Source organism: Nocardioides sp. Root140 (assembly GCF_001426745.1).
Classification (GTDB): domain Bacteria; phylum Actinomycetota; class Actinomycetes; order Propionibacteriales; family Nocardioidaceae; genus Nocardioides.
The window spans coordinates 18,288-42,951 of record NZ_LMFI01000010.1 but is presented as its reverse complement, the minus strand read 5'-3'; the positions used below and the strand labels follow the sequence as shown (position 1 = coordinate 42,951).

The window sequence follows — 24,664 nt, the reverse complement described above, 5'->3', positions numbered from 1 at the left end:
CGCGAACCGTGGATTCTTGCGGTTCGAGCCGGGGGTTCTTGCGGTTCAGGCCGGGGTTCTTGCGGTTGAGGCCAACCCCCTGGGGTTGACGAGGCAGCGAGCTCCCGGCCCTGCTCACCTCGTCGAACCGTGGGTTCTCGTCAACTCCGCTGGCGCTCCGTGACAACAACCCATGGTTCGACTCCTGCCGCTGGGACCCGCACTGCGTTGGAGTTCGGGTAGCGGCATTCGCAGAGCGAATTCTGCTACCCGAACTCCAACGCAGTGCACTGCCAGCGCGAGCTGACGATCTCGAGGCGGCCGGCGAGGCAGCGGTTGCGCTCGCCGTACTTCACCCGCACGCAGAACTCGACCGTGTCGTCGTCGAGGAAGCAGGTGTGCACGGTCTGCACCTGGGGACGCACCACGGGACGGCGGCCACGGCCGTGGCCGGCAGCGTGTACGCCGGCGCGCGCGACCACGCCGGCCCTGTAGGCGACCTCTGCGTGGATCCGGGGTGAGGTCCACCGGACCAGCTGGGAGGCGGGGCGGTCGCCGCCGATCACCTCGACACACGCCTGGCTGAAGGTCACGATCCAGCGGTGCAGGTCGGCGCGGACCGGGGGAGCGACGGCGACCACGTCGGCGCCGCGCTGAGGGGACTGCTCTGGCGCCCAGGGCGGACCCAGGTCGGGCTCCAGCTCGAGGGCGAGGGTGCCCTGGAAGCTGTTCGCAGCGGGTTCCACGGGCTGGCGGGGGCTGATCAGCGCCCTGACGTTGTTGCGGGTCGACGACATCACTTCTCCTCGGCGGACTGCTCGCGGGCGGACTGGTCGGTGCTGGAACGGACGGTGGAGGCTCGGACCGCGGAGGCTCGCGACCGGGGTAGGCGGAGGCGGGTGCCGGGATGGATGAGATCGGGGTCGGCCCCGACCACTTCGCCGTTGGCCTGCCAGATCTGCCGCCATCGCGCGTCGATCGATGCGTCGTCGGCGTCGTGCCCCAGGCTGCCTTCGGCGATCGACCACAGCGAGTCGCCGGCCCGCACGCGCACGGCGCCGGGCGCGGACGTCGCACCGGCCGTGGCGGGCCGGGTGACCACACCCGGTGAGCGATCGGGGAGCTGGAGGCCGGCCAGCACGGAGTGCCCCGGGTCGGCAGGTCGAGGCGGCAGGCCCGCAGACTGGTCGGCGACCGCAGGGGACAGCCCGGAGGCCAGGGTGACTCCGCAGGCCAGGAGCACCACCCGGCGCATCGCCGGCGGGCAGCCCCGGACCCGGACGGCCGTGGCGGCCTCGAGCACGGCCAACGAGGTGACCGCCCACCACCACACCGCACTCCCGGTCAGTGCCACGACGGCCAGCAGTGCCAGGGCCCGGTCGAAGGGCGCGTCGGCCAGCGCCCCGGCGTCGAGCAGCACGCCGCAGCGCCGGAGGTCGGGAAGGAGTGCGACGAGGGCGGCCAGGCAGGCCAGGGAGACGCCCGCCCAGACCAGGAGGCAGCGGCTGAGCGGTGCGGTGTGAGGGACCCGAGACATGGTCAATGCTTTCGTTTGCGTACGTTTGCATCAGTGAACGTCTCTTGACATGGTTTGTCAACGGTTTCTCCACAGGTGTGGATCGTTGACAGGGTGGCATGAGCCGTGAAGGCTCCTCCCCATGACCTGGGAGGCCGACCTGTTCGCGTATCTCGACGACCTCGAGGGCGAGGCCGGCGCAGTCTTCGACGCCGAGCGCCAGATCGAGGTGGCCGACCGTGCGCGGGCGGAGTACTCCTCGGTCGACGCGGCCGGCCGGCTGATGGCGAGTGTCGGCTCAGACGTGGCCCTGCGGGTCACCGGGCTGGGCGCCCTGCGCGGACGACTGGTGCGGGTGGCCACCGGCTGGTGCCTGGTCGAGTCCGGTCAGCAGGAGTGGATCGTGCGGTTGGCCGCGATCAGCATGATGCAGGGCATCTCGCCACGCTCGGTCCCGCACGACGCCTGGCCGGTCACGGCGAAGCTCGGCCTCCGGTCGGCGCTGCGGCGGATCAGCGAGTCACAGGAGCGTTGCGGGCTGCGAATGCTGGACGGCGCCCAGTACGACGTCGTACCGGTCCGTGTCGGCGCTGACTTCGTGGAAGCGGTGATGGGGGAGCAGCGCGAGCTCCACCTCTTCACCTTCGAGGCGCTGGCGGCGGTGCACACCAGGCGCTGAGGGCGCCTGCGTCAGGTCGCCTCGGCGTCGTACGGCGGCAGCTCGCCGGCGTCCAACGGGCGGCGGCCCCGGGGCTTCTCGGGCTGGGGATCGTCGGCCATCGCCTCGGCGATGTGCTTGCGCACGATCGTGCGGGGGTCGAGGTCGCGGAGCTCGAGGTCGGAGAACTCCGGGCCCAGCTCGTTGCGCAGGTCGTCACGCGCCGCGTTGGCGTAGGACTTCATCTGCTTGAGGAACCGCCCGGCCTGACGGGCCAGGTCGGGCAGCTTGTCCGGTCCGAACACCAGTACCGCGACCAGGGCGATGACCGCCATCTCGGCCAGGCCGATGTCGAACACGGATCAGAACCGGCTGGAGGGCGTGAGTCCGAGTTGCATGCCGGCCAGTCCGCGGCCCCGTCCGGAGAGGCCCTCCGCGATGCGGTTGAGCTCCTGGGCGGCAGGCGCGGTCGGGTCGGCCTCGACGATCGGCTTGCCCGAGTCACCACCCTCGCGGAGGGACACGTCGAGGGGGATCCGGCCGAGCACGCGGACGTCGTAGCCGAAGCGCTCGGAGAGCGTCGCGGCCACCCGGTCACCACCGCCGGATCCGAAGATCTCCAGGCGGTGCTCGGGCTTGCCCTCCTCGGCGCAGTGCGGGCAGAGCAGGAAGCTCATGTTCTCGACGACGCCGACGACCCGCTGGTGCATCATCGAGGCCATCGTGCCGGCGCGCTCGGCGACCTCGGCGGCGGCCTCCTGCGGGGTGGTCACCACGATCACCTCGGCGTTCGGGAGGTGCTGGCCCAGCGAGATCGCGACGTCGCCGGTGCCGGGCGGCAGGTCGAGGAGGAGCGCGTCGAGGTCGCCCCAGTAGACGTCGGAGAGCATCTGGACGAGCGCCCGGTCGAGCATCGGCCCGCGCCAGGCGACGACCTGCTCGCGCTTGGGCTTGAGCATGCCGATCGAGATCACGGACACGCCGGAGGGTGTGGGAACCGGCATGATCAGGTCGTCGACCTGGGTCGGGCGGGCGTCGCCCACACCGAGCATGGCCGGCACCGAGTGGCCGTAGATGTCGGCATCGAGGACGCCGACCTTCAAGCCCTGCTTGGCCAGCGCGAGGGCGAGGTTCACGGTCACCGAGGACTTGCCGACACCACCCTTGCCGGAGGCGATCGCGTAGACCTTGGTGAGGGAGCCGGGCTGGGCGAACGGGATCTCACGCTGCGCCTGGCCGCCGCGGAGGATCTCCTGCAGGCCGGCGCGCTGCTCGGCGGTCATCACGCCCAGCTCGAGGTCGACGCCGGTGACGCCCGCCACCCGGCTGACCGCGGCGGTGACGTCACGCGTGATGGTGTCCTTGAGGGGACACCCGGCAACGGTGAGGAGCACGGTCACGGAGACCACGCCGTCGTCGCCGATCTCGATCCGGTCGACCATGTTGATCTCGGTGATGGGGCGCTTGATCTCCGGGTCGTTGACTGTCGCCAGTGCGGCGGTGACCTGCTCGATCGTGGGGGTGCTCATGATCCCCAAGCCTACGTGGTGCTCCGAGGTTCAACGATTTCGGTCTCGTCCCCGGATTCCTCCTCAGGCCCGCTGGCCGCGAGCTCCTCCAGGTCGGTGAGCAGGACCTTCAGCTCGGAGCGGAGGAAGTCGCGGGTGGCCACCTCGCCGACCGCCATCCGCAACGAGGCCACCTCGCGGGCCAGGAACTCCATGTCGGCGTGGGCCCGGGCATTGGCCTGCCGGTCCTGCTCGGCGATCACCTTGTCGCGGGTCTCCTGCCGGTTCTGCGCGAGCAGGATCAGCGGTGCGGCGTACGACGCCTGGAGGCTGAGCATCAGCGTCAGGAAGATGTAGGGGTAGTCGTCCCAGCGCAGCGACGAGGGTGCGAGCGCGTTCCAGCCGATCCAGACCACCACGAAGAGCGTCATGTAGATCAGGAACTTCGCGGTGCCCATGAAGCGGGCGAACTGCTCGGCGAAGACGCCGAACATCTCCGAGTCGTACGTCGGCCGGCGGACCAGCGGTCGGCGTACCTCGCGGGGTGTGTCGAGACGGCTCCGGCGCTCAGCCATGGGTCACCCCCGTGCGAGGGACCTGCTCACGCCAGTTCTCCGGGAGCATGTGGTCGAGGAGGTCGTCGACGGTGACCGCGCCGAGCAGCCGGCCGTCGTCGTCGACGACCGGGGCGGCCACCAGGTTGTACGTCGCGAGGTGCGCGGCGACCGCGTCGATGCTCATCCCGGGACGCAGTGGGTCGAGCGTCTGGTCGAGTGCGGCGGCCACCAGCGTCGACGGTGGCTCACGCAGCAGGCGCTGGATGTGCGCAACGCCGAGCAGGCGCCCGGTCGGTGGTTCGAGGGGCGACCGGCACACGTAGACCAGGGCGGCCAGGGACGTGGTGAGGTCGGGGTTGCGGACGTGGGCCAGGGCCTCGGCGATGGTCGCGTCGGGCGGCAGGATCACCGGCTCGACGGTCATCATGGCTCCTGCGGTGTGCTCGGCGTACGACATCAGTCGCTTGACGTCCTCGGCGTCCGAGGGCTCCATCAGCTCGAGCAGTTGGGCCGCGGTCTCGGGCGGCAGGTCGGCGATGAGGTCGGCGGCGTCGTCGGGCGACATCTCCTCGAGGACGTCCGCGGCCCGCTCGGAGTCGAGGTGCTCCAGGATCTCGACCTGGTCCTCCTCGGGCAGCTCCTCGAGGACGTCGGCCAGGCGCTCGTCGTCGAGACCGGCGATGACCGCGCCGAGCCGTTCCTTCGGCAGGTCGTGGATCACGCTGGCGGCGTCGGCCGGCCGCATCTCGTGCAGGGAGGCCAGCAGCTGGGTGGCGCCCTGGCTCTCCTCCGGCCGGGTCACACCGGTGACCTCGCCCCACTCGAGGACGTGGGTCTGCCCCTTGCGGCGGAACCCCCGCCCCGGCTCCTGGAGCGCGACCCGGCTGAGCACCCAGTCGCGGTTGCGGGCCTGCTCCATCGCGACGTCGTAGACGACGCCGGTCACCTCCGAGCCGATCACCCGCACGTTGCGGTCGAGCATCTGCCCGATCACCAGGGTCTCGGTGGGCCGCTGCTGGAACCGACGCATGTTCAGCAGGCCCGTGGTGTAGACCTGCCCGGAGTCGATGTTGGTGACCCGGGTCATCGGCACGAAGATGCGGCGCCGGCCGAACACCTCGGCGACCAGCCCCAGCACGCGCGGCTGGCTGGACTCGGTGCGGAGCGCCACCACGAGGTCTCGCACCTTGCCGACCTGGTCACCCTGGGGGTCGAAGATCGGCAGCCCGACCAGTCGGGCCACGAAGACGCGGGAAGGGGCAGTGCTCACGAGACCCCACCGTATCGGCCGGGACGCGAAATCGTGCTCACGGACCGCCGAAGACGTTCAACGTCTGTCCGCGGTTCATGTTGCTGCCGGGGACGGAGGGCAGGCGCAGCGCGGTCATCACCAGGTTGGCGACGTCGGTGTTGCGCACCGGCTGTGCCTCGTTGTAGCCGGGTCGTGTGCGACCGGGACGCCGCAGCTGCGGGTTGATCGCGTAGAGGTCGGTCCCCGCGCGCACGGTGGGGCCCCACACCACGAACGGGATCTGGTGGTTGCGCAGCAGTGACGGGTCGGAGTTCGTACGCCGGTAGCCCGCATGCTCGGTGGTCAGCACGACGAGGGTGTGGCCACGCAAGGTCGAGGAGTTGTTGATCGTGACCCGGATCCGGCGGACCAGCTCGTCGACGCGTCGGGCGCTCTTCCTGTATGCCGCGGACATGTAGCCCGACTCGTGACCGACGGTGTCGAGGTCGTTGAGCTGCAGGAAGGAGAACCGTCGCGGGGACGCGGCCAGCTGGCGGGTGAAGTCGCGGACCAGGATCGCGCTGCTCCGGTTCTGGGCGTACGTCGTGATCTTGTTGCGGCCGTAGTCCCTGGTCTGGGGGTCGAGCGCGCCGTGTCGGGCGTCGTACGACCTGCGGATCATGGCCATGGCCGGATCCTGGGCGTAGAGCGCGGTCGAGTAGCCGACGTCGTGGACCATCGCGAAGGCGCTGTTGACGTAGTGGCCCGCAGCCTGGGCGATGGTGCCACCGGTGTCCCTGTCGACGCCGACCCCGTGGCCGCCGTACTTCGCCGTCACCGAGCGTCCGGTCACCATCGAGGTGGCGTTGGGAAGCTGCGTGGTGCGGGTGTACTCGGTGCGGGCGTCGAGCGTCGAGGCGCCCTTCTCCATGAAGTAGGCCATGCCCGGAGCGTTGGCGGCGGCGAGCTGGGCCAGCATGTCGGGGCGCAGTCCCTCGACCGAGATGACCACGACCCGGGTCACTCCGCTGGTCTGGGCGCGCGCCGGCGGGATGCTCGCGTTGGCGATCACCAGCGGGTGGTCGGTGCTCTTGCGGACCAGGGCGCTGCGGAGTGCGACGTACCCGGTGAAGCGGGTCGGCGCCGTGCCGAAGATCCAGTCGACCGGCATCGGCTTCGGCGGGTGGCAGGTGGACCCGGTGAAATAGCCGCCGTTGGCGGACCGGAGCTCGGTGCGTCGGTGGACCGGGCAGAAGTAGAGCTCGCGCTCGTTCATGTCACCGGTGAAGTGGACGGGCTGTCCGGGGTAGTTCTCGCGCAGCCGGTTGGCCAGGGCGATCTCGATGTTGGTCGCCTTGATCCGCCACTTGCGGGCGTCGCCGCGGGCGTTGGCGGGGTTGTGGAAGTTCGCGAACCACGCGAGCTGGCCGGTCCTCACATGGCGCAGCTGTACGTAGGGCATGCGGATCAGGTCGCCGCCGAAGTAGGGGATGTGCACCCACTTCTTCTGCACGACCTCCCAGGTGTCGCGACGCCAGGCGATGCTGTTGTGCATCGCGGCCGGGCCCAGCTCGGAACCGGGGTAGATGCCGTACTGGGTGCCGGTGAGCGCCTTGAACTTCTTGAACTGGGGGTCCTGCATCTCCTGGAAGCCGACCAGGTCGATGTTCTGCTGGCGGAGCAGCTGCACGGACCAGACCATGCGCTGCTCGCCGGAGGCCCAGCCGGGTCGGTCGCCACCGGGCCTGGTGTGACCGGCGCCGAGGAGGTTGAACGACGCCATCCGGAACTGGGTGGCCCCGGTGGGTGCGGGTGCGCGGGGGTTCTCCGCACTCAGGCTGGCCTGACCGTCGTCGCTGCCGTCGCCGTCGGAGTCGAAGGGGGACGCGAAGTGCAGCACCGTCGCCATCAGGACCAGGGCGAGGCCGGCCCCGATGAGCACGCGAGGATGGGAACGCCGCCACGTTGTGAACCGGGCCAGCCTCATGCGTGCCCTCCTAACCGATCGACTTCTCTGGGCACGTAGGCGCCAGCATGACAGTCGTAGGACGCGTTTCCCGGGCACTCCGACGCAGCCGCCTGTCGGCGTGTCGCACCGGATGTCGTCGGGGGAGCCCCCGGTGATACCTTGCGCGCGATGCCGACGACGGGTTCGGAGCGAGGGGAGAAAGGGCGACGATGGCTGGCCGGATTGTGTTGCACATCGGTGCGATGAAGACCGGGACGAGCTTCGTCCAGTCCGTGCTCGGGAACAACCAGGAGCTGCTCGCCGAGCGTGACGCCGTGTTCCTCGGTGGGGCCTTCGGGGTCCAGTCCCGCGCCGTGCGCGACGTGCTCAACCTGCCGAAGCAGCCGGGGAAGAACAAGCGGAAGTGGCGCGCGCTCGTGCAGCCCGTGGGCGCCATGGACCCCGACACCACGGCCGTGGTGTCGATGGAGTTCCTCAGCTTCGCCTCGGACCGGCACATGGGTCCGTTCCTCAACCCCTTGAGGAACTCCCACGCCACCATCGAGGTCATCCTCACCGTGCGCGACCAGTCCCGGGTGATCCCAGCGCAGTGGCAGACCTACACCCGCAACTTCGGTGACGAGTCGTGGCCCGACTACCTGCGCCGCATCGAGCCCTCGCGCAGTCGCCGGGTGACCCGCTCCCGGGCGCACCGCACCTTCCACCGTGCCCAGGACATCACGCCGATGCTCGAGCGATGGAGTCGTGCCCACGGCATCGCCAAGACCCACGTCGTCACCGTCCCGCCCCCGGACGCGCCCCGCTCGGAGCTGTGGGACCGGTTCTGTGCCGCTGCCGGGTTCGACGGCAGTGGGGTCGACCTCGACGACGTGCACGACAACACCTCACTGGGGTTCGGGTCCTGCGAGTTCCTCCGGCGGGTCAACGCACACCTGGCCGACGTACCCCCGCGTCGCTACCGCGTGGGCATGCGGGCGTTGGCCCGCGACGTGCTCGCCCCGCTGCGCGCCTCCGAGAGCAGGCCCGTGCTCGACCGTCGCGCCGCCGAGTACGCCGCCACGCTCAACCAGGAGCTGCGCGAGGCGATGTCCGACTCGCGGTTCGAGCTCTACGGCAGCCTCGACGACCTCCCCGTGTCGAGCGGCTTCCCCGACCTCCCGCGCAAGGCCGCCAGCGCACCCGAGGCAGAGGTGCGGGCGGCCACCCTCGCCGTCCTCGACCACCTCGAGGCCACCACCGACGTGGCCGTCGGAGCCCGCCCGTCGAAGGTGGACGACCTCATCGCAACCGCGGGTCAGGCACTGCGCCGGGCCAACGGGTGGAATGCGTAGCATGGTGCCGAACGCAGCGACGACCCTGACGAGGGAGGACTGCCCATGAAGGCGACCGCTCCCGTGATCCGGGACATCAGCATCTCCGACGAGGGCATTCGCATGCGCGGCCGCCGGGACCGTGCCATCGATGTCAAGTTCGACGACCGGCGGGTCTGGTCCTTCTGGTCGCGCCGCGACACGGTCGCCGACGGTCGTGAGCTCCTCGCCCGCTGGCCCGAGGCGCTGCGCAGGTTCCTCGACGGTACGACGACCCTCGCGCTGGTCGACCACGTGAGCGGCGACGAGCTCTTCTGCGCCGAGGTCAGCCTCGGCAGCGGCAACGGTGCGATCACGGTCGAGGACTCCGACGGCCATCCCCTGGGACTCGACAAGAGCAACCGGCTCTCCCGCCTGTTCGAGAGCCGCAGCGCCGAGCACACCGGGCCGCTCCTCGACTCGATGCGGGCCGTGGTCGACGCGCTTGCCACGTGTGGCGTCGAGGCGTTCATGGCCTACGGCACGCTCCTCGGCGCGGTCCGCCAGGGCGGCCTGATCGGGCACGACTCGGACGCCGATCTCGGCTACGTGAGCCGTCACGACCAGCCGGTCGACGCGATGCTCGAGTCGTTCCGGCTGCAGCGCGCACTGATCGACATGGGCTACCCGGTGACGCGTTACAGCGGGCTCGCCTTCAAGGTGCTGGTCACCGAGTCCGACGGCGCGGTACGTGGGCTCGACGTGTTCGGCGGCTTCCTGCGCGAGGGGCACCTCTACCTCATGGGCGAGGTCGGGCACCCGTTCCGTCCCGAGTGGATCTTCCCGACCCACGAGATCGAGTTCGAGGGCCGCCCGTTCCCGGCGCCGGCGCACCCGGAGCACCTGCTCGAGGCGATGTACGGGCCCAGCTGGAAGGTGCCGGACCCGGCGTACAAGTTCGAGACGCCGCACGCGACCGTCCGTCGGCTCAACGGCTGGTTCCGGGGAACCAGGGTCGGTCGCGAGAAGGTCTGGGACCGCTACTACGGCCGGCCCGCCAAGGTCGACGAGGAGCACCCGCGCGAGTCGTCGTTCGTGCACTGGGTGCGCGAGCGCGAGCCCGAGGTGCAGACCGCGGTCGACATCGGCTGCGGGGCGGGCCGCGATGCCGCCTGGCTGGCGAGGCAGGGTGTCACCACCTGGGGTCTCGACTACGTGGCCCGCGGCTTCCGTCGCGAGGCCCGGCGCTCGACCGACGCCGGACTCCCGGTGACGTTCCAGTTCGTCAACCTGACCGAGCTCCGGTCCGTGCTGGCTGCGGGTGCACAGCTCTCCCGCGAACCCGGCCCCCGCATCGCGCTGGCCCGGCACGTGGCTGACACCACCGACGACTTCGGCCGCCTCAGCCTGCTCCGCCTGGCCCGCATGGTGGTCGGAACCACCGGACGGCTGCACCTGCAGGTGCAGACCGCACCGGCGACCGGCCGTCACCCGTTCGGGGTTTCACCGTTGGACCTCGAGGACCTGCTGGAGCAGGTCGAGTCGACCGGCGGCCGCGTGGTCGAGCGGGCCGACCTGGTCGAGCTCGACGACGGCAGCACCGCGGCGCCAGGTCCCTCTGTCGCCGGAACCCCCATCAGCAGATTGGTGATCACGTGGACAAGCTGAAGGACGTGGCCCGCCGCGCGCGCGACCGCACCGGCACCGCCCGGCGCCTGGCCGCCCTCGAGGCCGAGGTGCAGGAGTGCCGGCAGGTCAACCTGCGCCTGGCCGAGCTCACCGACGTCGTCATGGAGCTGCTGGTGCCATTGTCGGAGCGTGACGAGTCCCGCGTGGCGGAGGCGCTGAAGCGCTACCACGACAGTGTGAGTGACCCTGAGAAATGACCCGACGGGTCTTCCTGCACATCGGTCTCCCGAAGACGGGCACGACCTACCTCCAGGACGTCGTCTGGGCGAACAAGGACCTGCTCGCTGAGCGCGGCCTGCTGATTCCGGGCCGCCACCGACGCCGCCACCTGCTGGCCTCCCTCGACCTCCGGGACGACCCGAAGCTGGCTCGCCGCTCGGGTGACATCACCGCCCCGTGGCAGGACCTGGTCGACGAGGCCGTGGGGTGGGACGGCGACGTCGTCATCAGCCACGAGTTCTTCGGCGCCGCGGCCCCCGAGCACGTCCGCCGGGCGTGCGACTCGTTCCCCGACGCCGAGCTGCACGTGATCCTGACGGCGCGCGACCTGGTCACCCTCGGTACGTCGTACTGGCAGGAGTGGGTGAAGAACGGCGGCGACCTGTCGATCGACGACTGGCCCGAGCGCGCCGACTACGACCCCACCGACGAGTGGGGCTGGGGCGCCTTCGACCTGGCCGAGATACTCGAGCGCTGGGGGAGCGTGGTCGAGCCGTCCCGCATCCACGTCCTCCCCGTCGCCGTCGGGCGGGCCGAACCCGGTGAGCTGTGGCGGCGGTTCGCGTCGGTCGTCGGCGTCGATCCCGACGGCCTCGAGATCCCCGAAGAGCCGTCGAACCGCTCCCTCGGGCTCGTCGAGGCCGAGCTGCTGCGCCGGGTGAACGCTCGGCTCGAGGACTTCTCCTCCGCCGGCAACCGTGGTCGCTGGATCCGGGGCTACCTCGCCATGGGGCGGGTCATCCCGGCGAGTGGCGAGAAATTCCGGCCCGGCACCCGTATGCTCGAGGAGCTCCAGCGACGTGCCCGACGCTCGATCGAGATGCTGCAGGAGCGGCAGTTCGATCTCGTCGGTGACCTCAGTCTGCTGGAGCCGGTCGAGCTCGGCGACCTTCGCCACCCCGGGGAGGTGCCGGACGGGGAGATTCTCGACCTGGCGGCCCAGGCGATCGCCAACCTCATGACTGAGGTGAGATCGCTCACCCGGGCTCGTGAGGCACTCGAGATGAAACCACCGGAGCCCGAACCGCGTGTTAGCGTTCCGAAGTTCTTTCGCAGATCAACATGGAGAAGGGGAAGACGTTGAGAGCAGTCATCAGTGCTCTCTCGATTCTGGTCGTGATGCTGGGTGGCGGCGCTGTCGTCAGCCCGGCTGAGTCATCACCGGCAGCGGGGGCAGCCACAACCACACCAGCCAATCAGCAAGCCGCGGGATGGAGGCCGATCCCTGGGGGCACCTTCAACCACGCCCGCTCGAGTCCGGCCGACATGTGGCGCATCGAGAACCAGATCCTCGAGGGCATCAACCACGCCCACAAAGGATCCTACATCCGCATCTCGCTCTTCTCCTTCGACCGCATGCCGTTGACCGACGCGCTGATCCGCGCCAAGAAGCGCGGCGTCCGGGTGCAGGTGATCCTGAACAACCACCAGATCAACGGTGCAATGCGCAAGCTCAAGGGTGCCTTGGGCACCAATCGGAGCAGGCCGTCCTGGTACCACATCTGCGTCGGCAGCTGCCGTGCCGGATACGAGAACCTGCACACCAAGATGGTGCTGTTCGGCTACACCGGTTCGGTCCGGAACGTCATCATGACCGGGTCGTTCAACTTCACCGGCAACGCCGCGGTGAACCAGCACAACGACCTCTACACGACGTGGAACAAGCCGAACATGTACCGCGACTTCCTCGGCCTCTACCGTCAGCTGAAGGCTGACCGGAAGCTGTCGGCCGCGAGGCAGCACTACATCAAGCGGGCCGGCATCTGGCAGCTCGAGGTGCTCCCGCTGCCGGGCTGGACCGTCAAGAACGACCCGCAGATGCGTGAGATGCGCAAGATCACGTGCACCGGGGCCAACGGCGGGACGGGCATCAACGGCCGCACGGTCGTCCGCGTCGGCATGCACACGATCTCCGGCAAGCGCGGCACGTGGCTGGCCAAGAAGGTGCGCCAGCTGTTCGCCCAGGGCTGCAACGTCCGGGTCTGGTACAGCTGGGCCGACCGTGGCGCCCGCAACGTCTTCGCCACCCGTACGGCGCGCGGCTACGTGCCGGTGCACGTGGCCGGCTACGACACCAACTACGACGGCGAGATCGACCTCTACGGCCACCACAAGGTGCTGCTGGTCTCGGGGAACTACGCGGGTGACCGCTCCTCGGCCCACATCTGGACCGGCTCCAGCAACTGGGGCAACGCCGGCCTGCGTGGTGACGAGATCATCCTGCGGCTCAAGGGCGTGTCCCTGTTCCGGGACTGGAACCGCAACTTCGACTCGATCTGGTACAGCCACTCCTACCTGGCCAAGTACATCCCGTACCGCACGTCGACGAGGCTCCGTACCTCGTCCGCCTGGGATGCCGCCAAGCCGGAGCCCGAGCTGACGCCGCCGGACGACTGGGAGTACTGACCCCCAGACGCACGAACTCAGAAATGACCCGGTCAGGGCCACGACGATGTGGCCCTGACCGGAGTCGCGTTGAAAGGAAGCAAGATGGGACGACTCTGCGAGACCGAGGGTCTCACTGACATCCAGGACGAGATCCTGAAGACGGTTCGGCAGTTCGTCGAGGCCAAGATCATTCCGGTGGCCCAGGAGCTCGAGCACGCGGACGAGTACCCCACCGAGATCATCGAGGGTCTCAAGGAGCTGGGCATCTTCGGGTTGATGATTCCCGAGGAGTACGGCGGCCTCGGTGAGTCGTTGCTGACCTATGCGCTGGTGGTCGAGGAGATCGCCCGGGGCTGGATGAGCGTCTCGGGTGTGATCAACACCCACTTCATCGTGTCCTACCTGCTGATGGCTCACGGCACGGAGGAGCAGAAGCAGAAGTACCTCCCGAAGATGGCCACCGGTGAGGTGCGGGGTGCGTTCTCGATGTCGGAGCCCGGTCTGGGGTCGGACGTCTCTGCGGTCTCGACGAAGGCGACCAGGCAGGAGGACGGCTCCTACTCGATCACCGGCCAGAAGATGTGGCTGACCAACGGTGGCACGTCGACGCTGGTGGCGTTGCTGACCAAGACCGACGAGGGTGCCGAGTCGGTCTACAAGAACATGACCACGTTCCTGGTCGAGAAGGAGCCGGGCTTCGGTGAGACCGCGCAGGGCGTCACCGTGCCGGGCAAGCTCGAGAAGATGGGCTACAAGGGTGTCGAGACCACGGAGATGATCCTTGAGGGTCACCAGATCTCGGCCGACCAGATCCTGGGTGGTGAGCCCGGCAAGGGCTTCTTCCAGATGATGGACGGTGTCGAGGTGGGTCGGGTCAACGTGGCCGCTCGTGCGTGTGGGTTGGCGTGGCGTGGTTTCGAGCTGGGGATCGCCTACGCCCAGCAGCGCAAGACGTTCGGCAAGGTCATCGCCGACCACCAGGCGGTGCTTTTCCGCCTGGCCGACATGGCGACGAAGGTCGAGACGGCGCACACGATGATGGTGCGCGCGGCCCGGTTGAAGGACACCGGTCGGCGGATGGACGTGGAGGCCGGGATGGCGAAGATGGTTGCCTCGGAGTTCGCCAACGAGGTCGTCGAGGACTCCTTCCGGATCCACGGTGGCTACGGCTACTCCAAGGAGTACGAGATCGAGCGGCTGATGCGTGAGGTGAAGTTCATGCTGATCGGCGAGGGCACCTCCGACATCCAGAAGATGATCATCGGCCGGTCCCTGCTCAAGGACTACAAGCTCAAGGGCTGATCACCCGTACGACGAACGGCCCGGCTCCCCATCACCTGGGGAGCCGGGCCGTTCCGCATGTCCGAGCTTTCAGGCGCTCCACTTCCAGGACGCCAGGACGCTGCTCACGAGCTTCTGCTGCGCCGGCCTGGCGAGCCCGGGGGAGAACGAGAACGAGATCACGGTGATCTTGCCGGCCTCGTCGATGGCGACGTACTGGTCGAGCACGTACGCCGAGGTGCCGGCGGCCTTGCCGACGGTGCCGCGGTAGTGGATCGCGGCTACCTCGTCGATCGTGACGGCGGGCAGGATCTCCAGCTTCTTCACGATCTTCTTGACCTGGTCGGGAACCGACGCCTCCAGCTCGTCGAGACCGGTGCCCGCCTCGGCCTTGTCGAAGGACACGATGACCGTGTCCTGGAATCCGTCGGGGAACTGCTTCTCACCCGCGGCCGAGTCGATGGTCCGGTCGACCTGCGCGGCCTTCTTGGTGATCCCGGTCCAGGACGCGGGAACGCGGTAGGTGTATCCCGCGCCCTTGACCCGGTCGCCCTTCGCCGGTGCGCCGAAGTCGGTCGTGCTCGGCTCCTCGGAGGGCTCGTCGGTCGGGTCCTCGGACGCCGGCGCGCTCGAGCTGGAGTCGTCGGACGCCTTGTCCTTGCCGTCGTCGCCACCGCAGCCGGTCAGGGCGACGGCAGCCAGCAGGACGGCGGCGAGGGCGGCCGCGGGTCGCTTGATGGTGTGCATGCCGACGATTCTCTCAGCCTGTCGTCAGGCAGGCCACTTCCAGGAGGCGAGCACGGAGTCGATCAGCTCCCGGCGGCCGGCCTCGGGCGTCGCCAGGTCGACGGCGAAGGAGATGGCGTACATGGTGCCGTCCTTCTCCGCGATGTACTGCTCGAAGAAGAAGGAGGCGTTGCCGACCTCGGCGACCCCGCCGACGTGCACTGCCTCCCGTCCGTCGATGACCGTGCGGTCGTAGACGTCGAGGTCCTTCACCATGAACTTCAGGGTGTCGGCCGCGATCGCCTCGTAGGCCTCCATCGATCCGCCCGGCGCCGGCGTGAGGACGACGTTCAGGTTCTCCCGCACCGTGGTGGCGCCGGACATGGCCTCGCCGACCGCGGTGTCGATGTCCTGGCCGCTCTCGCGCATCTGCTTGGTGATCTCGACCCAGCCCTGGGGCGCGGAGTACTCGTAGCCCTGCTTGGTGATGCGGATACCCGTCGCCGGGTCCGCGGAGGACGGCGCAGGAGCGTCCGGAGTGGCCAACGGGTCCGGAGGCGCCTGGGTCTCCTCCTGGGCGGCGTCGGGTGCCTCCGCGGTGCCCGCGGCCTCGCCCATCACCATCTCGCTGCCGGAGGGATCGGCTGCGCATCCGGTCAGGACGACCGGGGCCAGGACCAGGAGGGTGCCGACCACCCACGTACGGATCATGCGCAGAAACTACCCCGTGGACCGGCGGGATAACCCCTTGGCCCCGGACGTGTTGAGTGTCAAGGTGGAACCTCTGACCGACGCGAGGAGACACCATGACGGACGCCAGCGACGCCAACGCCGACCTCAAGGCCAAGATGCGGGAGGCTCTCGACCGCAAGAACAACGCGCACCACCCCACCGATGCCGACGGCCAGCCCACTGCTCGCGAGAAGGTCCACGGCTCCGAGGTCGAGGGTGGCGGCCCGAAGATGCACCGTCGCAAGGCCGGTGGGGGAGGCGCCTGAGCCTGCGGGAGGCGTGGGGGACTGTGGCCAATTCCACGTGAGACGAGGGCCCGCGAGCGGTCAGGGTGCGGCACCATGACGCCATGACCAAGACGAACCCGGGCAACTTCTTCGAGGACTTCACCGTCGGGCAGGTGCTGCGCCATGCCACGCCCCGCACCGTGACCGAGGGCGACCGTGCCCTCTACGGCGCGCTCTACCCGACTCGCTTCGCGGTGCCCTCGTCCGCCGAGTTCGCCAAGGCCTCCGGGCTCGACCCCGCGCCGGTGGAAGAGCTGGTCGCCTTCCACATCGCGTTCGGCAAGACCGTGCCCGACATCTCGCTGAACGCCGTGGCGAACCTCGGGTACGCCGAGTGCCGGTTCCACCAGCCGGTCGTGCCCGGCGACACCTTGAGCACCTCCTCGGAGGTGATCGGGCTCAAGCAGAACTCCAACGGCAGGAGCGGCGTGGTCTACGTCCGGTCCACGGCCACCAACCAGCGCGGCGAGGTGGCGCTCGACTGGGCACGTTGGGTGATGGTGCACAAGCGCGACCACGACGCGCCGGCGCCGGAGACCGTCGTACCCGACCTGGCCGCCTCGGTGGCCGCCAAGGACCTCGTGCTGCCCGCGGGCCTCGACTTCACGGCGTACGACTTCGCGGCGGCCGGCGAGCCGCACAGCTTCGGCGACTACGAGGTCGGCGAGAAGATCGACCACGTCGACGGCGTCACGCTGACCGACCCCGAGCACATGCTTGCCACCCGCCTCTGGCAGAACACCGCCAAGGTGCACTTCAACACCGAGGCCCGGCCCGACGGCACCCGCCTGATCTACGGAGGGCACGTGATCTCGATGGCGCGCGCGCTGTCGTTCAACGGCCTGGCCAACGCCCAGCTGATCGCCGCGATCAACGCCGGAGCCCACACCGCGCCGGCGTTCGCCGGCGACACCGTCTACGCGTGGTCGGAGGTGCTCGACAAGGCCACGACCTCGGCCCCCGGCGTCGGCGCCCTCCGGTTGCGACTGGTCGCCACCAAGGGCCGCGACGAGTCGATGACGCTGCGCAACGACGAGGGCAAGTACGCCGCCGGCGTGCTGCTCGACCTCGACTACTGGGCGCTCGTCCCGCGCTGAGCCCGCCTCCGCCCGGATCCGGGCTCAGCCCGGACCCAGGGCTCAGCGGAAGGCGCGGGCCAGCGGCACGATGGCCAGCACCAGCACCATGGGTACGGCGAAGCCGATCCGCAGGTTGTCCGCGCCGACCAGGCCGGTGAGCACCGAGCCCAGCAGCGCGCCGACGTAGTTGAACTGGTTGAACCGGCCGATCACGGCGTCGACCCGCGCCTGGCGCAGGTGCGCCGGCACGTCGTCACCGCCGGCGATGCGGGCCGCGGCCGAGAAGCTCAGCGGTGCGATCACCGCGACCCCGAACCCGACGAGGGTGAAGCCGAGCACGGCGACCGGCCAGGTCGGCGCGGAGACCACCACGGCGAGCGCTGCCGCGGCCAGCACTCCGCCGACGCGCAGCAGCACGACCGGTCCGAAGCGGGCCACCAGGCGGTCTCCGGCGAGCCGCATGATCAGCGTAGCCAGCAGGTAGGGGAACGTGGCCAGGGCGACCAGTCTCTCGGGCGTCGCGAAGGTGTTGTCGAGGTAGGTCGGTCCCCAGGTCATCGAGGCGGTGTCGACCATGTAGAAGAGCACCATGCCCAGCCCCACCAGCACGATCGGGCGCCACGGCACGTCGATGTCGGTGGGCATCGGGTCGCCGACGCGGGGGAGCAGGGGCCCGAAGGCGACCAGCAAGGGCACCACGGCGACCAGGCTCACCGGCCAGGTACCGGCCACGGCCAGGGTGACGCCGGCGCCGACCAGCCCGCCCAGGGTCCACGCGCCGTGGAACGACGGCAGGATCGGCCGCCCGTAGGCGTGCTCGACCGCCACCGCCTGCATGTTGCTGGCGGCATCGACGACGCCCAGCCCGACGCCGTACGCCGCGAGGCCGAGCACGAACAACGGGAACGACGGGGCCACCGCGACCGTGGGTGCGGACACCGCGACCAGGACCAGCCCGGCGCGGAGCACTGCTGCGCTGGTGTGCCGCTTGGCGGCCACCTCGGCGATCACGGAACCGGCGCCGGCCAGGAGCACCATCATCAGCAGCAGGCCGCTGAGCGCCGCCTCACCGAGCTCCCAGCGGTCCTGCAGGGTCGGCAGCCGGGTGGTCAGGCTGATGAACACCAGCCCCTGGGCCAGGAAGGCGGCCGCGACCGCGAGGCGAGCCCGGGTCGGCTCAGCGGCTGTGGTCATGGCGGTGAGCATCGCACGTGAAGCCCCGTCGCGGCGGGACAACGGTCATCGAGCACGTCGGCCGTGGCACAGTTGCCCCATGACCGGGGAGACGACGGACGCGCCCGCTCGCGAGCTGTGGGTGGTGCGCCACGGCGAGACCGAGTGGAGCCGCGACGGCCGGCACACCTCGGTCACCGACCTCGACCTGACCGAGAAGGGCGTCAAGGTCGCGCGCGGGCTGGCGCAGCGGCTGGCCGGCGAGGAGTTCGACCTCGTGCTGACCAGCCCCCGCAAGCGGGCCCGGGTCACCGCCGAGCTGGCCGGCTTCCCGGACGCCGTCATCGACGACGACCTGAGCGAGTGGGCGTACGGCGACTACGAGGGCGTGACCACCCCCGAGATCCGCAGGATCGTGCCGGGTTGGACCGTCTGGACCCACTCCGTGCCCGGTGGCGAGACCGCCGAGCAGGTGGGTGCCCGGCTGGACCGCGTGGTGGCCAGGGCCGAGGCCGTCGCAGGCCGCACGCTGGTCTTCGCACACGGCCACTCGCTGCGCGTCCTTGCGGCTCGGTGGCTGGGCCTGCCGGCGACCGACGGACGCCTGCTGCGCCTGGACACCTCGACGGTGTCGGTGCTGGGCCACGAACGGGAGTCCCGGGTGGTCCTGAGGTGGAACGCGTGACCGCGGCCCCTTGACGGAGACGTCGCCGCGCCGCACCGTTGACTCGTGTCGTTGAACGCCGGCTGCCCTCGGTGTCCGTCCCCGCTCATGCAGGCGGACGACGGTTGGCGCTGTGGCCAGCACGGCACGGTGCCACCGTTGTGGAGCCCCGACGAGGCGTCGTACGACGACTTCGGCGAGCACCTGAACCGGGCCGACGACTTCCCGACGTACCTGCCCTGGCCGCTGGCCAGTGGCTGGCGGGTCACCGACTTCGGTGTCGTGCGGGGTGAGGGACGGGCGCGGGCGACCATGGTGGCGCTGGCAGGGAACAGCGACCTCGACGGGCCCGTCGAGGTCCTGGTGGTCAGCGAGGAACCCGGCACCGGGCTGGGCGCGCGCTGCGCCGGGACCGTCCACTCGGACCCCGGCGCACAGATCGGTGCATCGCGTCCCACGACCAGGGTCCGCCTGGATGCGCAACCGGTCTCGCTGTGGCCGGTCTCGACCGCGGAGAACGACCTCACCCTCGACCGCAGCGTCGTGGCGGGGGAGGCACGGGGGCGATGGCTGTGGCTGGTGCTGCGCCCGGCCTCCGCGGTGTTCCTGCTGGCCGACGACCTGCCCCTCGCCGACGTCTCGGGCATCGGGGCCTCGTTGCTGGAGGTTCCGTTCGGTGGTCCACCGCCTCGTTGGTGAGGCCCCTCGGCCAACTGCCACTAGGTGGGCACCACCGGAAGTTCGTCGTGTGTCCCGAACCCTGTGCACGCACCTCGCGGCGTTGTCGGAGACTCGACGGGGCTCCGCCCCGCCTTCGCTCCTCCTCCTTGCGATGCACGCACCCAGAGCACGGGCCACCCCCGACGAACCTCCGGCGGTACCCACTAGGCTGCCGAGGTGCGCATCGACCTCCACACGCATTCACGGGCCAGCGACGGGACGCAGACTCCCGAGGAGCTGATCCGCGCGGCGGCCGCGGCCGGGCTCGACGTCGTGGCCCTCACCGACCACGACACGAGTGAGGGATGGGCGGAGGCGGCAGGGACGGCACGGGAGCTCGGCATCACCCTCGTCCGCGGCATGGAGATCAGCACCCGGCACAACCACCAGGGCGTGCACCTGCTGGGCTACCTGCCCGACCCGACCTACCCGCCATTGGTCGAGGGGCTGCAGCGCATCCTCGACGGGCGGAACTCGCGGGTGCCGGCGGTCATCGAGCGACTGCGTGGCTGCGGCATCGACATCAGCAAGGCCGACGTCGACCGGGTGGCCGGCGACCCGGCCGCCACCGGCCGGCCGCACATCGCCGATGCGCTGGTCGACCTCGGCGTCGTGCGTGACCGCGACGAGGCCTTCGCGCGCTACCTCAGCCCCGGCCGCCCGGCGTACGTCGACCGCTACGCCGCACCACTCGTCGACATGATCCGCGTGGTCGGCGAGGCCGGCGGCGTGACCGTCATCGCCCACGCGTGGGGTCGTCACGCCCCGACCGGCATGACCGCGGACGACATCGCGGCTCTGGCGCAGGCCGGCCTGTCCGGGCTCGAGGTCGACCACCAGGACCACGACACCAGGTCCCGCAAGGAGCTCGCCGGCATCGCCGACGACCTCGGCCTGGTGAAGACCGGCTCCAGCGACTACCACGGCACCGGCAAGAAGAACCACGAGCTCGGCTGCAACACGACCGCGCCCGACCAGTTCGAGCGGCTGGTCGACCTCGCCGATGCCGCGGCCGTTGCCTCGGGGCGCCCCGTCACCGACGTGCTGCGGCCGTGAGCGAGGTCCTCAACGCGGTCCTCCTGACCGAGGTCTTCGTGACCCTGTTCGTGATCATGGACCCGCCGGGCACGATCCCGGTGTTCCTCTCGCTGACGGCGGGCCGGTCGGCTGCGACCATGCGACGGGCCGCCTGGCAGGCGGTGGCCGTGTCGTTCCTCGTGATCACGATCTTCGCCTTCTTCGGCCACCAGATCCTGCGCTACATGCACATTTCCATCCCGGCGCTGCAGTGCGCCGGCGGGCTGCTCCTGCTCCTGATCGCCCTCGAGCTGCTGACCGGCAACGAGAAGGATCCGGTGGCCAGCCAGGACGCCAACATCGCGATGGTGCCGCTCGGCACGCCGCTGCTGGCCGGGCCGGGCGCGATCGTGGCGACGATGCTGTTCGTCGAGCAGATCGACTCGGTCGCCGACGTCACCGCGGTCTCGATCGGCGTGATCCTGGTGCACCTCTGCATCTGTTATGCCGACACGGTGGTTATGCCGAACCAGGGTGGCCGCAGGTCGGTGGGCGTAGCCCTTTGGTCGGCATAGTCAGAGGTTGGCGAGGAAAGCGAGCACAGGGTCGGACGGCTGGTAGCGGCCGGCTGTGACGCTCTGCGGAGTGATCTTGGCAATCGCGTTCTCCTTGATGGTCATGTCGGCGTGCAGGTAGATGTTGGTGGTGGTGATCTGCTCGTGGCCGAGCCAGAGCGCAATCACGGTGGTGTCCACACCGGCGTGAAGCAGTCGCATCGCCGCGCTATGCCGCAGGGTATGGGCGGTGACTCGTTTGCCCGCGAGCGACGGACAGACGGCTTGGGCTCGTGTCGCAGCCAGCCTGATGCGTCGTTCGATCGCGTCGCGACTCAGCGGACGACCGGCCGTAGTGGTGAACAGCGGATCGTCGGGGTGACCGTTGCGCTCGGTGAGCCAGGGCCTCATCACAGCAACTGTCCCGGCCAGGATCGGAGTGCGGCGTTCCTTGCGGCCTTTGCCTACGCAGTGGACGTGAGGTCCCGTCCCGAGGTGGATGTCTGCCACTGTCAGGCCGATCAGCTCGCTGATCCGCAGTCCGGTCTGGATTGCCAGGGCGAACATGGCGTGGTCTCGGCGTCCGGTCCTGGTCGTCTGGTCGCAGGCCTGCAGGAGGGCGTCGGCCTCGGCGTGATCGAGGTAGTTGACCAGGTTGCGTTCGATTCGTGCCGATGGGATGGCCAGAACACGCTGGATGACGGCGGCGTGTTCGGGATGGCGCAGCGCGGCATAGCCGAACAAGGAGTGGATCGCCGCGAGGCGGGCGTTGCGGGTCCGCACGGTGTTGCCGCGAACCTGCTGAAGGTGGGTTAGGAATCCGCTGATGCATGGTGCGTCCAGGTCGCTGATCTGCAATGCCGAAGGTGCTGTCCCGGTCTGCGCGGTGGTGTACTCGAGCAGCAGGCGGAACGTGTCGCGGTAGGCGGCGATGGTGTGTGGGCTGGCGCGTCGTTGAGTCATCAGCCGGTCGGTGAAGAACGCCTGGAGCAGCGGAGCGAGACTGGTCATCGTTCACCTGCTTCGCTTATCGCAAGGCGTCCCGCGGCCATGGTCAGCAGTTCGGGTGTCGCTGTCAGGTACCAGTAGGTGATGGCTGGCTTGGTGTGACCCAGGTAGGTCGACAGCACCGGCATCATCGCGGCGACGTCGCGGCCGTCGCGATACCAATCCAGCAGCGTGTTGACCGCGAAGGTGTGCCGCAGGTCGTGAATGCGCGGTCGAACGGTCTCGGTGCGCACCCCGATCCGGGTGGTGACCTCGCGGAAGGCATGGTGCACGTTGCATGGCGGCAGCGGCCCACCCCCAGGGAGGGTGAAGAACCTGACCCGACCGCCCGCGCGTTCGCTTCGGGCGTTTCCGCTCCGACGGGTGGGGGCGACGCTTTGGGCATAGTCACGCAGTGCGGCGGTGGTGGTCGGATGGAGGGGCACCAGCCTGGGGTCACGGGACTTGCCGCGGGTGATCGTCAGGATCCCTTGATCGAGGTCGACCTCATCGAGCCCGATCCCGAGCGCCTCGCCGAGTCGCAGCCCGGTGGCCGCAATCAACCCGAACAGCACCGGATAGAGATCACTGCGACCGTAGCGGATCATGCTCGCGCAGGCACCCAACAGTGCCTGGACCTGTTCCTCGGTGTAGATGTAGGGCGTCGGACGGGTCTTGCACCATCGAAACACGTCCTTTGGCGGGATCTCGTGTGCCGGGTTCAAGGAGTGCAGGTAGGTGGCGAATCCGCGAATGGCGGTCAACCTGACTGAGGCGCGTGTAAGGGGTCTATGTGCCTGCCCGGCCGGTAGCGAGGCCGACCACGCGACCGCGTCGGCCACCGTCACCACACAGATCTCCCGGCTGGCCAGGAAGGCAGTGAACCGGTTGAGCAGGTGCTCGTCCCAAGTCAGCTTGAACCCGAGCGAGCGCCGCAACCTCAGGTAGTCCGCGACCTGCGTAGCCCACCACGCGGAAGCCGTGTCCGCGCTTGCGCCCGGCACAGTCATCACCATCGGCGCGCTCATCGGACAGCCCCTGCCATGTTGGCCAGCGTTCTCGCGGGCCATGGACGGGCGAGATCGCGGAGTCGGTGGACGTCGACTCGGGCGTAGTTGGCCGTGGTCAGCGGGTCGTGGTGGCGCAGCACCTGGCCGATCGACGATAAGGGGACCTCGGCACGGATCATCGCCTCTCCCAAGGTGTGCCGCAGCAAGTGCGCTCCGATGGGTTCGAGCCCGGCTCGTTCACAGACCCGACCGATCATGGAGGAGACGGTCACGCGATCCATCGGCCGACGCGGGGCTCGAACCGCCAGGAACACCGTGCGAAGCTCGGGGGCGTCGCTCGGACGTGCCCGCATCAGGTAGTCGGCCAATGCTTCGCCGACTTCGGACGGCAGCGGCATGCGTTCGTCCCGGCGGCCCTTGCCCCGCACGGTGATCTCGCCGTGGTGCCAGTCGAGGTCGTCCAGATGGAGTCGGGCGACCTCGGTGGCACGCAGCCCGAGCCGGACCAGCAGCAGGATCACCGCGTAGTCGCGACGTCCCACCACGGTGTGGCGGTCACATGCGGCGAGCAGGGCCGTGGTCTGCTGGCGACTTATCCCGATCGGCAGCAAGGACGGCTGGTGCGCTCGGATCGGAATCGATGCTCCCGACAGATCGCGATCGATCAGTCCGGTCAGGAACGCATAGCCCAGGAACGATCGCAGGGTGTAACCCAACCGCTTGACCGACGACACCGCATGGTCAGTGCCTTCGGCTAGCAACGCGGCGGTGACCTCGGCCGTGGACAGATCCTCAATTCCGCCCGGCGGACAGTATTGATCAAGAAACCGCTGCACGCGCGACGCCTGCGCGGCAGCCGTCCGCTGCAACAGGCCACGCTCGCGGACCTGGTAGCCCTCGAAGCCGGCGACCACCACCTCGATGGGCGTGGGCGCGACAGGCGCCTCCTCTGGCAGGACGCCGAGCTCGTTGAGGAAGCCGAGCAGGGTGCGCAGTGACCTGTGCGAATAGCGATTGGTGTGCGTCGCGCGCCGCTCCAACAGGAACTCATCGACTCGACCCGTCGTGAGTTGGGCGACCTCAACGCACTGGGCCTGCATCCAGCGACTCAAGTGAGCGGCGAGCCGCACCTGGTGCTCCGCCGACAACGGCGCAAAGCCCTGTCTGTGCAGTTCGGCGGCGAACCCGGGTCCGTGAACAGCGAGCGGTCCGGTCAGTACGACTTTCTTCGGCGACATCGCAGAGTGCTCCATGTCGCGCCTCCTTCTCCAGAACAGTGAGAAGAACAGGCGATCAGCGCTGCCGCGTTATGCCAACAGCGATCGTCCCCCAACTGTGGAGGTCGCGACAGTCCCGGCTCGTGGGCTGTCCCGTCTTCTGCCCGCTCCGGTCGGCCTTCACCGGCAATGCGAAGTGCCCGGGTGTCGGCCA

26 protein-coding genes are annotated in these 24,664 nt (G+C 69.4%); 13 read left to right on the top strand and 13 right to left on the bottom strand.

The window, feature by feature from the left end; all coding sequences use genetic code 11:
• Window positions 1-245: 245 nt before the first annotated feature.
• Entirely contained in the window at window positions 246-776 is a 531-nt protein-coding gene (locus tag ASD30_RS10690) for an Rv3235 family protein (RefSeq protein ID WP_056681285.1), read from the bottom strand.
• Window positions 776-1,516 (bottom strand): LysM peptidoglycan-binding domain-containing protein, encoded by a 741-nt coding sequence (locus ASD30_RS10685; protein WP_056681280.1) that lies wholly within the window; start codon window positions 1,514-1,516, stop codon window positions 776-778. Before ASD30_RS10685 ends, ASD30_RS10690 begins: the two co-directional genes overlap by 1 nt.
• A gap of 121 nt (window positions 1,517-1,637) precedes the next feature.
• Here ASD30_RS10685 and ASD30_RS10680 point away from each other — a divergent pair, with 121 nt between their 5' ends.
• The gene (locus tag ASD30_RS10680) at window positions 1,638-2,174 is read left to right on the top strand and encodes a hypothetical protein (protein ID WP_056681279.1); all 537 of its coding nucleotides are present in this window, start codon (window positions 1,638-1,640) and stop codon (window positions 2,172-2,174) included.
• 11 nt (window positions 2,175-2,185) lie between these two features.
• On the opposite strand, the gene ASD30_RS10675 is transcribed toward ASD30_RS10680, so the two are convergent.
• Genes ASD30_RS10675 through ASD30_RS10655 form a run of 5 tightly spaced genes read right to left on the bottom strand, consistent with a single transcriptional unit; the run spans window position 2,186 to window position 7,391 of the window.
• Window positions 2,186-2,512 (bottom strand): sec-independent translocase, encoded by a 327-nt coding sequence (locus ASD30_RS10675; RefSeq protein ID WP_056681275.1) that lies wholly within the window; start codon window positions 2,510-2,512, stop codon window positions 2,186-2,188.
• Between the two features lie 3 nt (window positions 2,513-2,515).
• Window positions 2,516-3,682 (bottom strand): Mrp/NBP35 family ATP-binding protein, encoded by a 1,167-nt coding sequence (locus ASD30_RS10670; RefSeq protein ID WP_056684791.1) that lies wholly within the window; start codon window positions 3,680-3,682, stop codon window positions 2,516-2,518.
• An 11-nt stretch (window positions 3,683-3,693) separates the two neighbouring features.
• Window positions 3,694-4,236 (bottom strand): DUF1003 domain-containing protein, encoded by a 543-nt coding sequence (locus ASD30_RS10665; protein WP_056681271.1) that lies wholly within the window; start codon window positions 4,234-4,236, stop codon window positions 3,694-3,696.
• On the bottom strand, window positions 4,229-5,488 hold the full coding sequence (locus ASD30_RS10660) for a magnesium transporter MgtE N-terminal domain-containing protein (RefSeq protein WP_056681269.1): 1,260 nt from the start codon (window positions 5,486-5,488) through the stop codon (window positions 4,229-4,231). Before ASD30_RS10660 ends, ASD30_RS10665 begins: the two co-directional genes overlap by 8 nt.
• A gap of 37 nt (window positions 5,489-5,525) precedes the next feature.
• Window positions 5,526-7,391 (bottom strand): alkaline phosphatase family protein, encoded by a 1,866-nt coding sequence (locus tag ASD30_RS10655; protein WP_056681264.1) that lies wholly within the window; start codon window positions 7,389-7,391, stop codon window positions 5,526-5,528.
• Between the two features lie 269 nt (window positions 7,392-7,660).
• Here ASD30_RS10655 and ASD30_RS10650 point away from each other — a divergent pair, with 269 nt between their 5' ends.
• The 6 genes from ASD30_RS10650 to ASD30_RS10625 all read left to right on the top strand — a co-directional run bounded on the left by ASD30_RS10650 (window position 7,661) and on the right by ASD30_RS10625 (window position 14,305).
• The gene (locus tag ASD30_RS10650) at window positions 7,661-8,749 is read left to right on the top strand and encodes a hypothetical protein (protein ID WP_156393620.1); all 1,089 of its coding nucleotides are present in this window, start codon (window positions 7,661-7,663) and stop codon (window positions 8,747-8,749) included.
• A 45-nt stretch (window positions 8,750-8,794) separates the two neighbouring features.
• A complete protein-coding gene (locus ASD30_RS10645; protein ID WP_056681258.1) occupies window positions 8,795-10,375 on the top strand; it encodes a class I SAM-dependent methyltransferase in 1,581 nt (526 codons plus the stop codon).
• Window positions 10,363-10,593 carry a DUF6752 domain-containing protein gene (locus ASD30_RS10640; protein ID WP_056681254.1) on the top strand — a complete coding sequence of 77 codons (231 nt, stop codon included), beginning with the start codon at window positions 10,363-10,365 and terminating at the stop codon, window positions 10,591-10,593. The genes ASD30_RS10645 and ASD30_RS10640 overlap by 13 nt, the downstream gene beginning before the upstream one ends.
• Window positions 10,590-11,699: a hypothetical protein gene (locus tag ASD30_RS10635; protein ID WP_056681252.1), complete on the top strand. Its 1,110-nt coding sequence runs from the start codon at window positions 10,590-10,592 to the stop codon at window positions 11,697-11,699. The genes ASD30_RS10640 and ASD30_RS10635 overlap by 4 nt, the downstream gene beginning before the upstream one ends.
• A 182-nt stretch (window positions 11,700-11,881) precedes the next feature.
• Window positions 11,882-13,021, top strand: coding sequence for a phospholipase D-like domain-containing protein (locus tag ASD30_RS10630; protein ID WP_056681247.1), 1,140 nt, complete (start codon window positions 11,882-11,884; stop codon window positions 13,019-13,021).
• Between the two features lie 84 nt (window positions 13,022-13,105).
• On the top strand, window positions 13,106-14,305 hold the full coding sequence (locus ASD30_RS10625) for an acyl-CoA dehydrogenase family protein (protein WP_056681245.1): 1,200 nt from the start codon (window positions 13,106-13,108) through the stop codon (window positions 14,303-14,305).
• 69 nt (window positions 14,306-14,374) lie between these two features.
• On the opposite strand, the gene ASD30_RS10620 is transcribed toward ASD30_RS10625, so the two are convergent.
• Window positions 14,375-15,031, bottom strand: coding sequence for a hypothetical protein (locus ASD30_RS10620; protein WP_056681242.1), 657 nt, complete (start codon window positions 15,029-15,031; stop codon window positions 14,375-14,377).
• 24 nt (window positions 15,032-15,055) lie between these two features.
• Window positions 15,056-15,721 (bottom strand): hypothetical protein, encoded by a 666-nt coding sequence (locus ASD30_RS10615; RefSeq protein WP_056681239.1) that lies wholly within the window; start codon window positions 15,719-15,721, stop codon window positions 15,056-15,058.
• A 95-nt stretch (window positions 15,722-15,816) separates the two neighbouring features.
• Here ASD30_RS10615 and ASD30_RS10610 point away from each other — a divergent pair, with 95 nt between their 5' ends.
• Both ASD30_RS10610 and ASD30_RS10605 read left to right on the top strand, forming a co-directional pair.
• A complete protein-coding gene (locus tag ASD30_RS10610; protein WP_056681237.1) occupies window positions 15,817-16,008 on the top strand; it encodes a DUF5302 domain-containing protein in 192 nt (63 codons plus the stop codon).
• Between the two features lie 83 nt (window positions 16,009-16,091).
• Entirely contained in the window at window positions 16,092-17,126 is a 1,035-nt protein-coding gene (locus ASD30_RS10605; RefSeq protein WP_056681234.1) for a MaoC family dehydratase, read from the top strand.
• A 42-nt stretch (window positions 17,127-17,168) separates the two neighbouring features.
• Here the strand turns inward: ASD30_RS10605 and ASD30_RS10600 are convergent, their stop codons facing one another.
• Window positions 17,169-18,302 carry an MFS transporter gene (locus ASD30_RS10600; RefSeq protein WP_056684787.1) on the bottom strand — a complete coding sequence of 378 codons (1,134 nt, stop codon included), beginning with the start codon at window positions 18,300-18,302 and terminating at the stop codon, window positions 17,169-17,171.
• A 79-nt stretch (window positions 18,303-18,381) separates the two neighbouring features.
• Between ASD30_RS10600 and ASD30_RS10595 the strand changes: the two genes are divergently transcribed.
• The 4 genes from ASD30_RS10595 to ASD30_RS10580 all read left to right on the top strand — a co-directional run bounded on the left by ASD30_RS10595 (window position 18,382) and on the right by ASD30_RS10580 (window position 21,257).
• Window positions 18,382-18,966, top strand: coding sequence for a histidine phosphatase family protein (locus tag ASD30_RS10595; RefSeq protein ID WP_056681232.1), 585 nt, complete (start codon window positions 18,382-18,384; stop codon window positions 18,964-18,966).
• A 45-nt stretch (window positions 18,967-19,011) separates the two neighbouring features.
• The gene (locus ASD30_RS10590; protein WP_056681230.1) at window positions 19,012-19,644 is read left to right on the top strand and encodes a DUF6758 family protein; all 633 of its coding nucleotides are present in this window, start codon (window positions 19,012-19,014) and stop codon (window positions 19,642-19,644) included.
• Between the two features lie 198 nt (window positions 19,645-19,842).
• On the top strand, window positions 19,843-20,721 hold the full coding sequence (locus tag ASD30_RS10585) for a PHP domain-containing protein (RefSeq protein WP_056681227.1): 879 nt from the start codon (window positions 19,843-19,845) through the stop codon (window positions 20,719-20,721).
• Entirely contained in the window at window positions 20,718-21,257 is a 540-nt protein-coding gene (locus ASD30_RS10580) for a MarC family protein (protein ID WP_082563755.1), read from the top strand. The genes ASD30_RS10585 and ASD30_RS10580 overlap by 4 nt, the downstream gene beginning before the upstream one ends.
• Here the strand turns inward: ASD30_RS10580 and ASD30_RS10575 are convergent, their stop codons facing one another.
• Genes ASD30_RS10575 through ASD30_RS10565 form a run of 3 tightly spaced genes read right to left on the bottom strand, consistent with a single transcriptional unit; the run spans window position 21,258 to window position 24,486 of the window.
• Window positions 21,258-22,247: a tyrosine-type recombinase/integrase gene (locus tag ASD30_RS10575; protein ID WP_056681223.1), complete on the bottom strand. Its 990-nt coding sequence runs from the start codon at window positions 22,245-22,247 to the stop codon at window positions 21,258-21,260.
• Window positions 22,244-23,251 (bottom strand): tyrosine-type recombinase/integrase, encoded by a 1,008-nt coding sequence (locus ASD30_RS10570; RefSeq protein WP_162250947.1) that lies wholly within the window; start codon window positions 23,249-23,251, stop codon window positions 22,244-22,246. Before ASD30_RS10570 ends, ASD30_RS10575 begins: the two co-directional genes overlap by 4 nt.
• Window positions 23,248-24,486 (bottom strand): tyrosine-type recombinase/integrase, encoded by a 1,239-nt coding sequence (locus tag ASD30_RS10565; RefSeq protein ID WP_056681217.1) that lies wholly within the window; start codon window positions 24,484-24,486, stop codon window positions 23,248-23,250. Before ASD30_RS10565 ends, ASD30_RS10570 begins: the two co-directional genes overlap by 4 nt.
• Window positions 24,487-24,664: the final 178 nt, after the last annotated feature.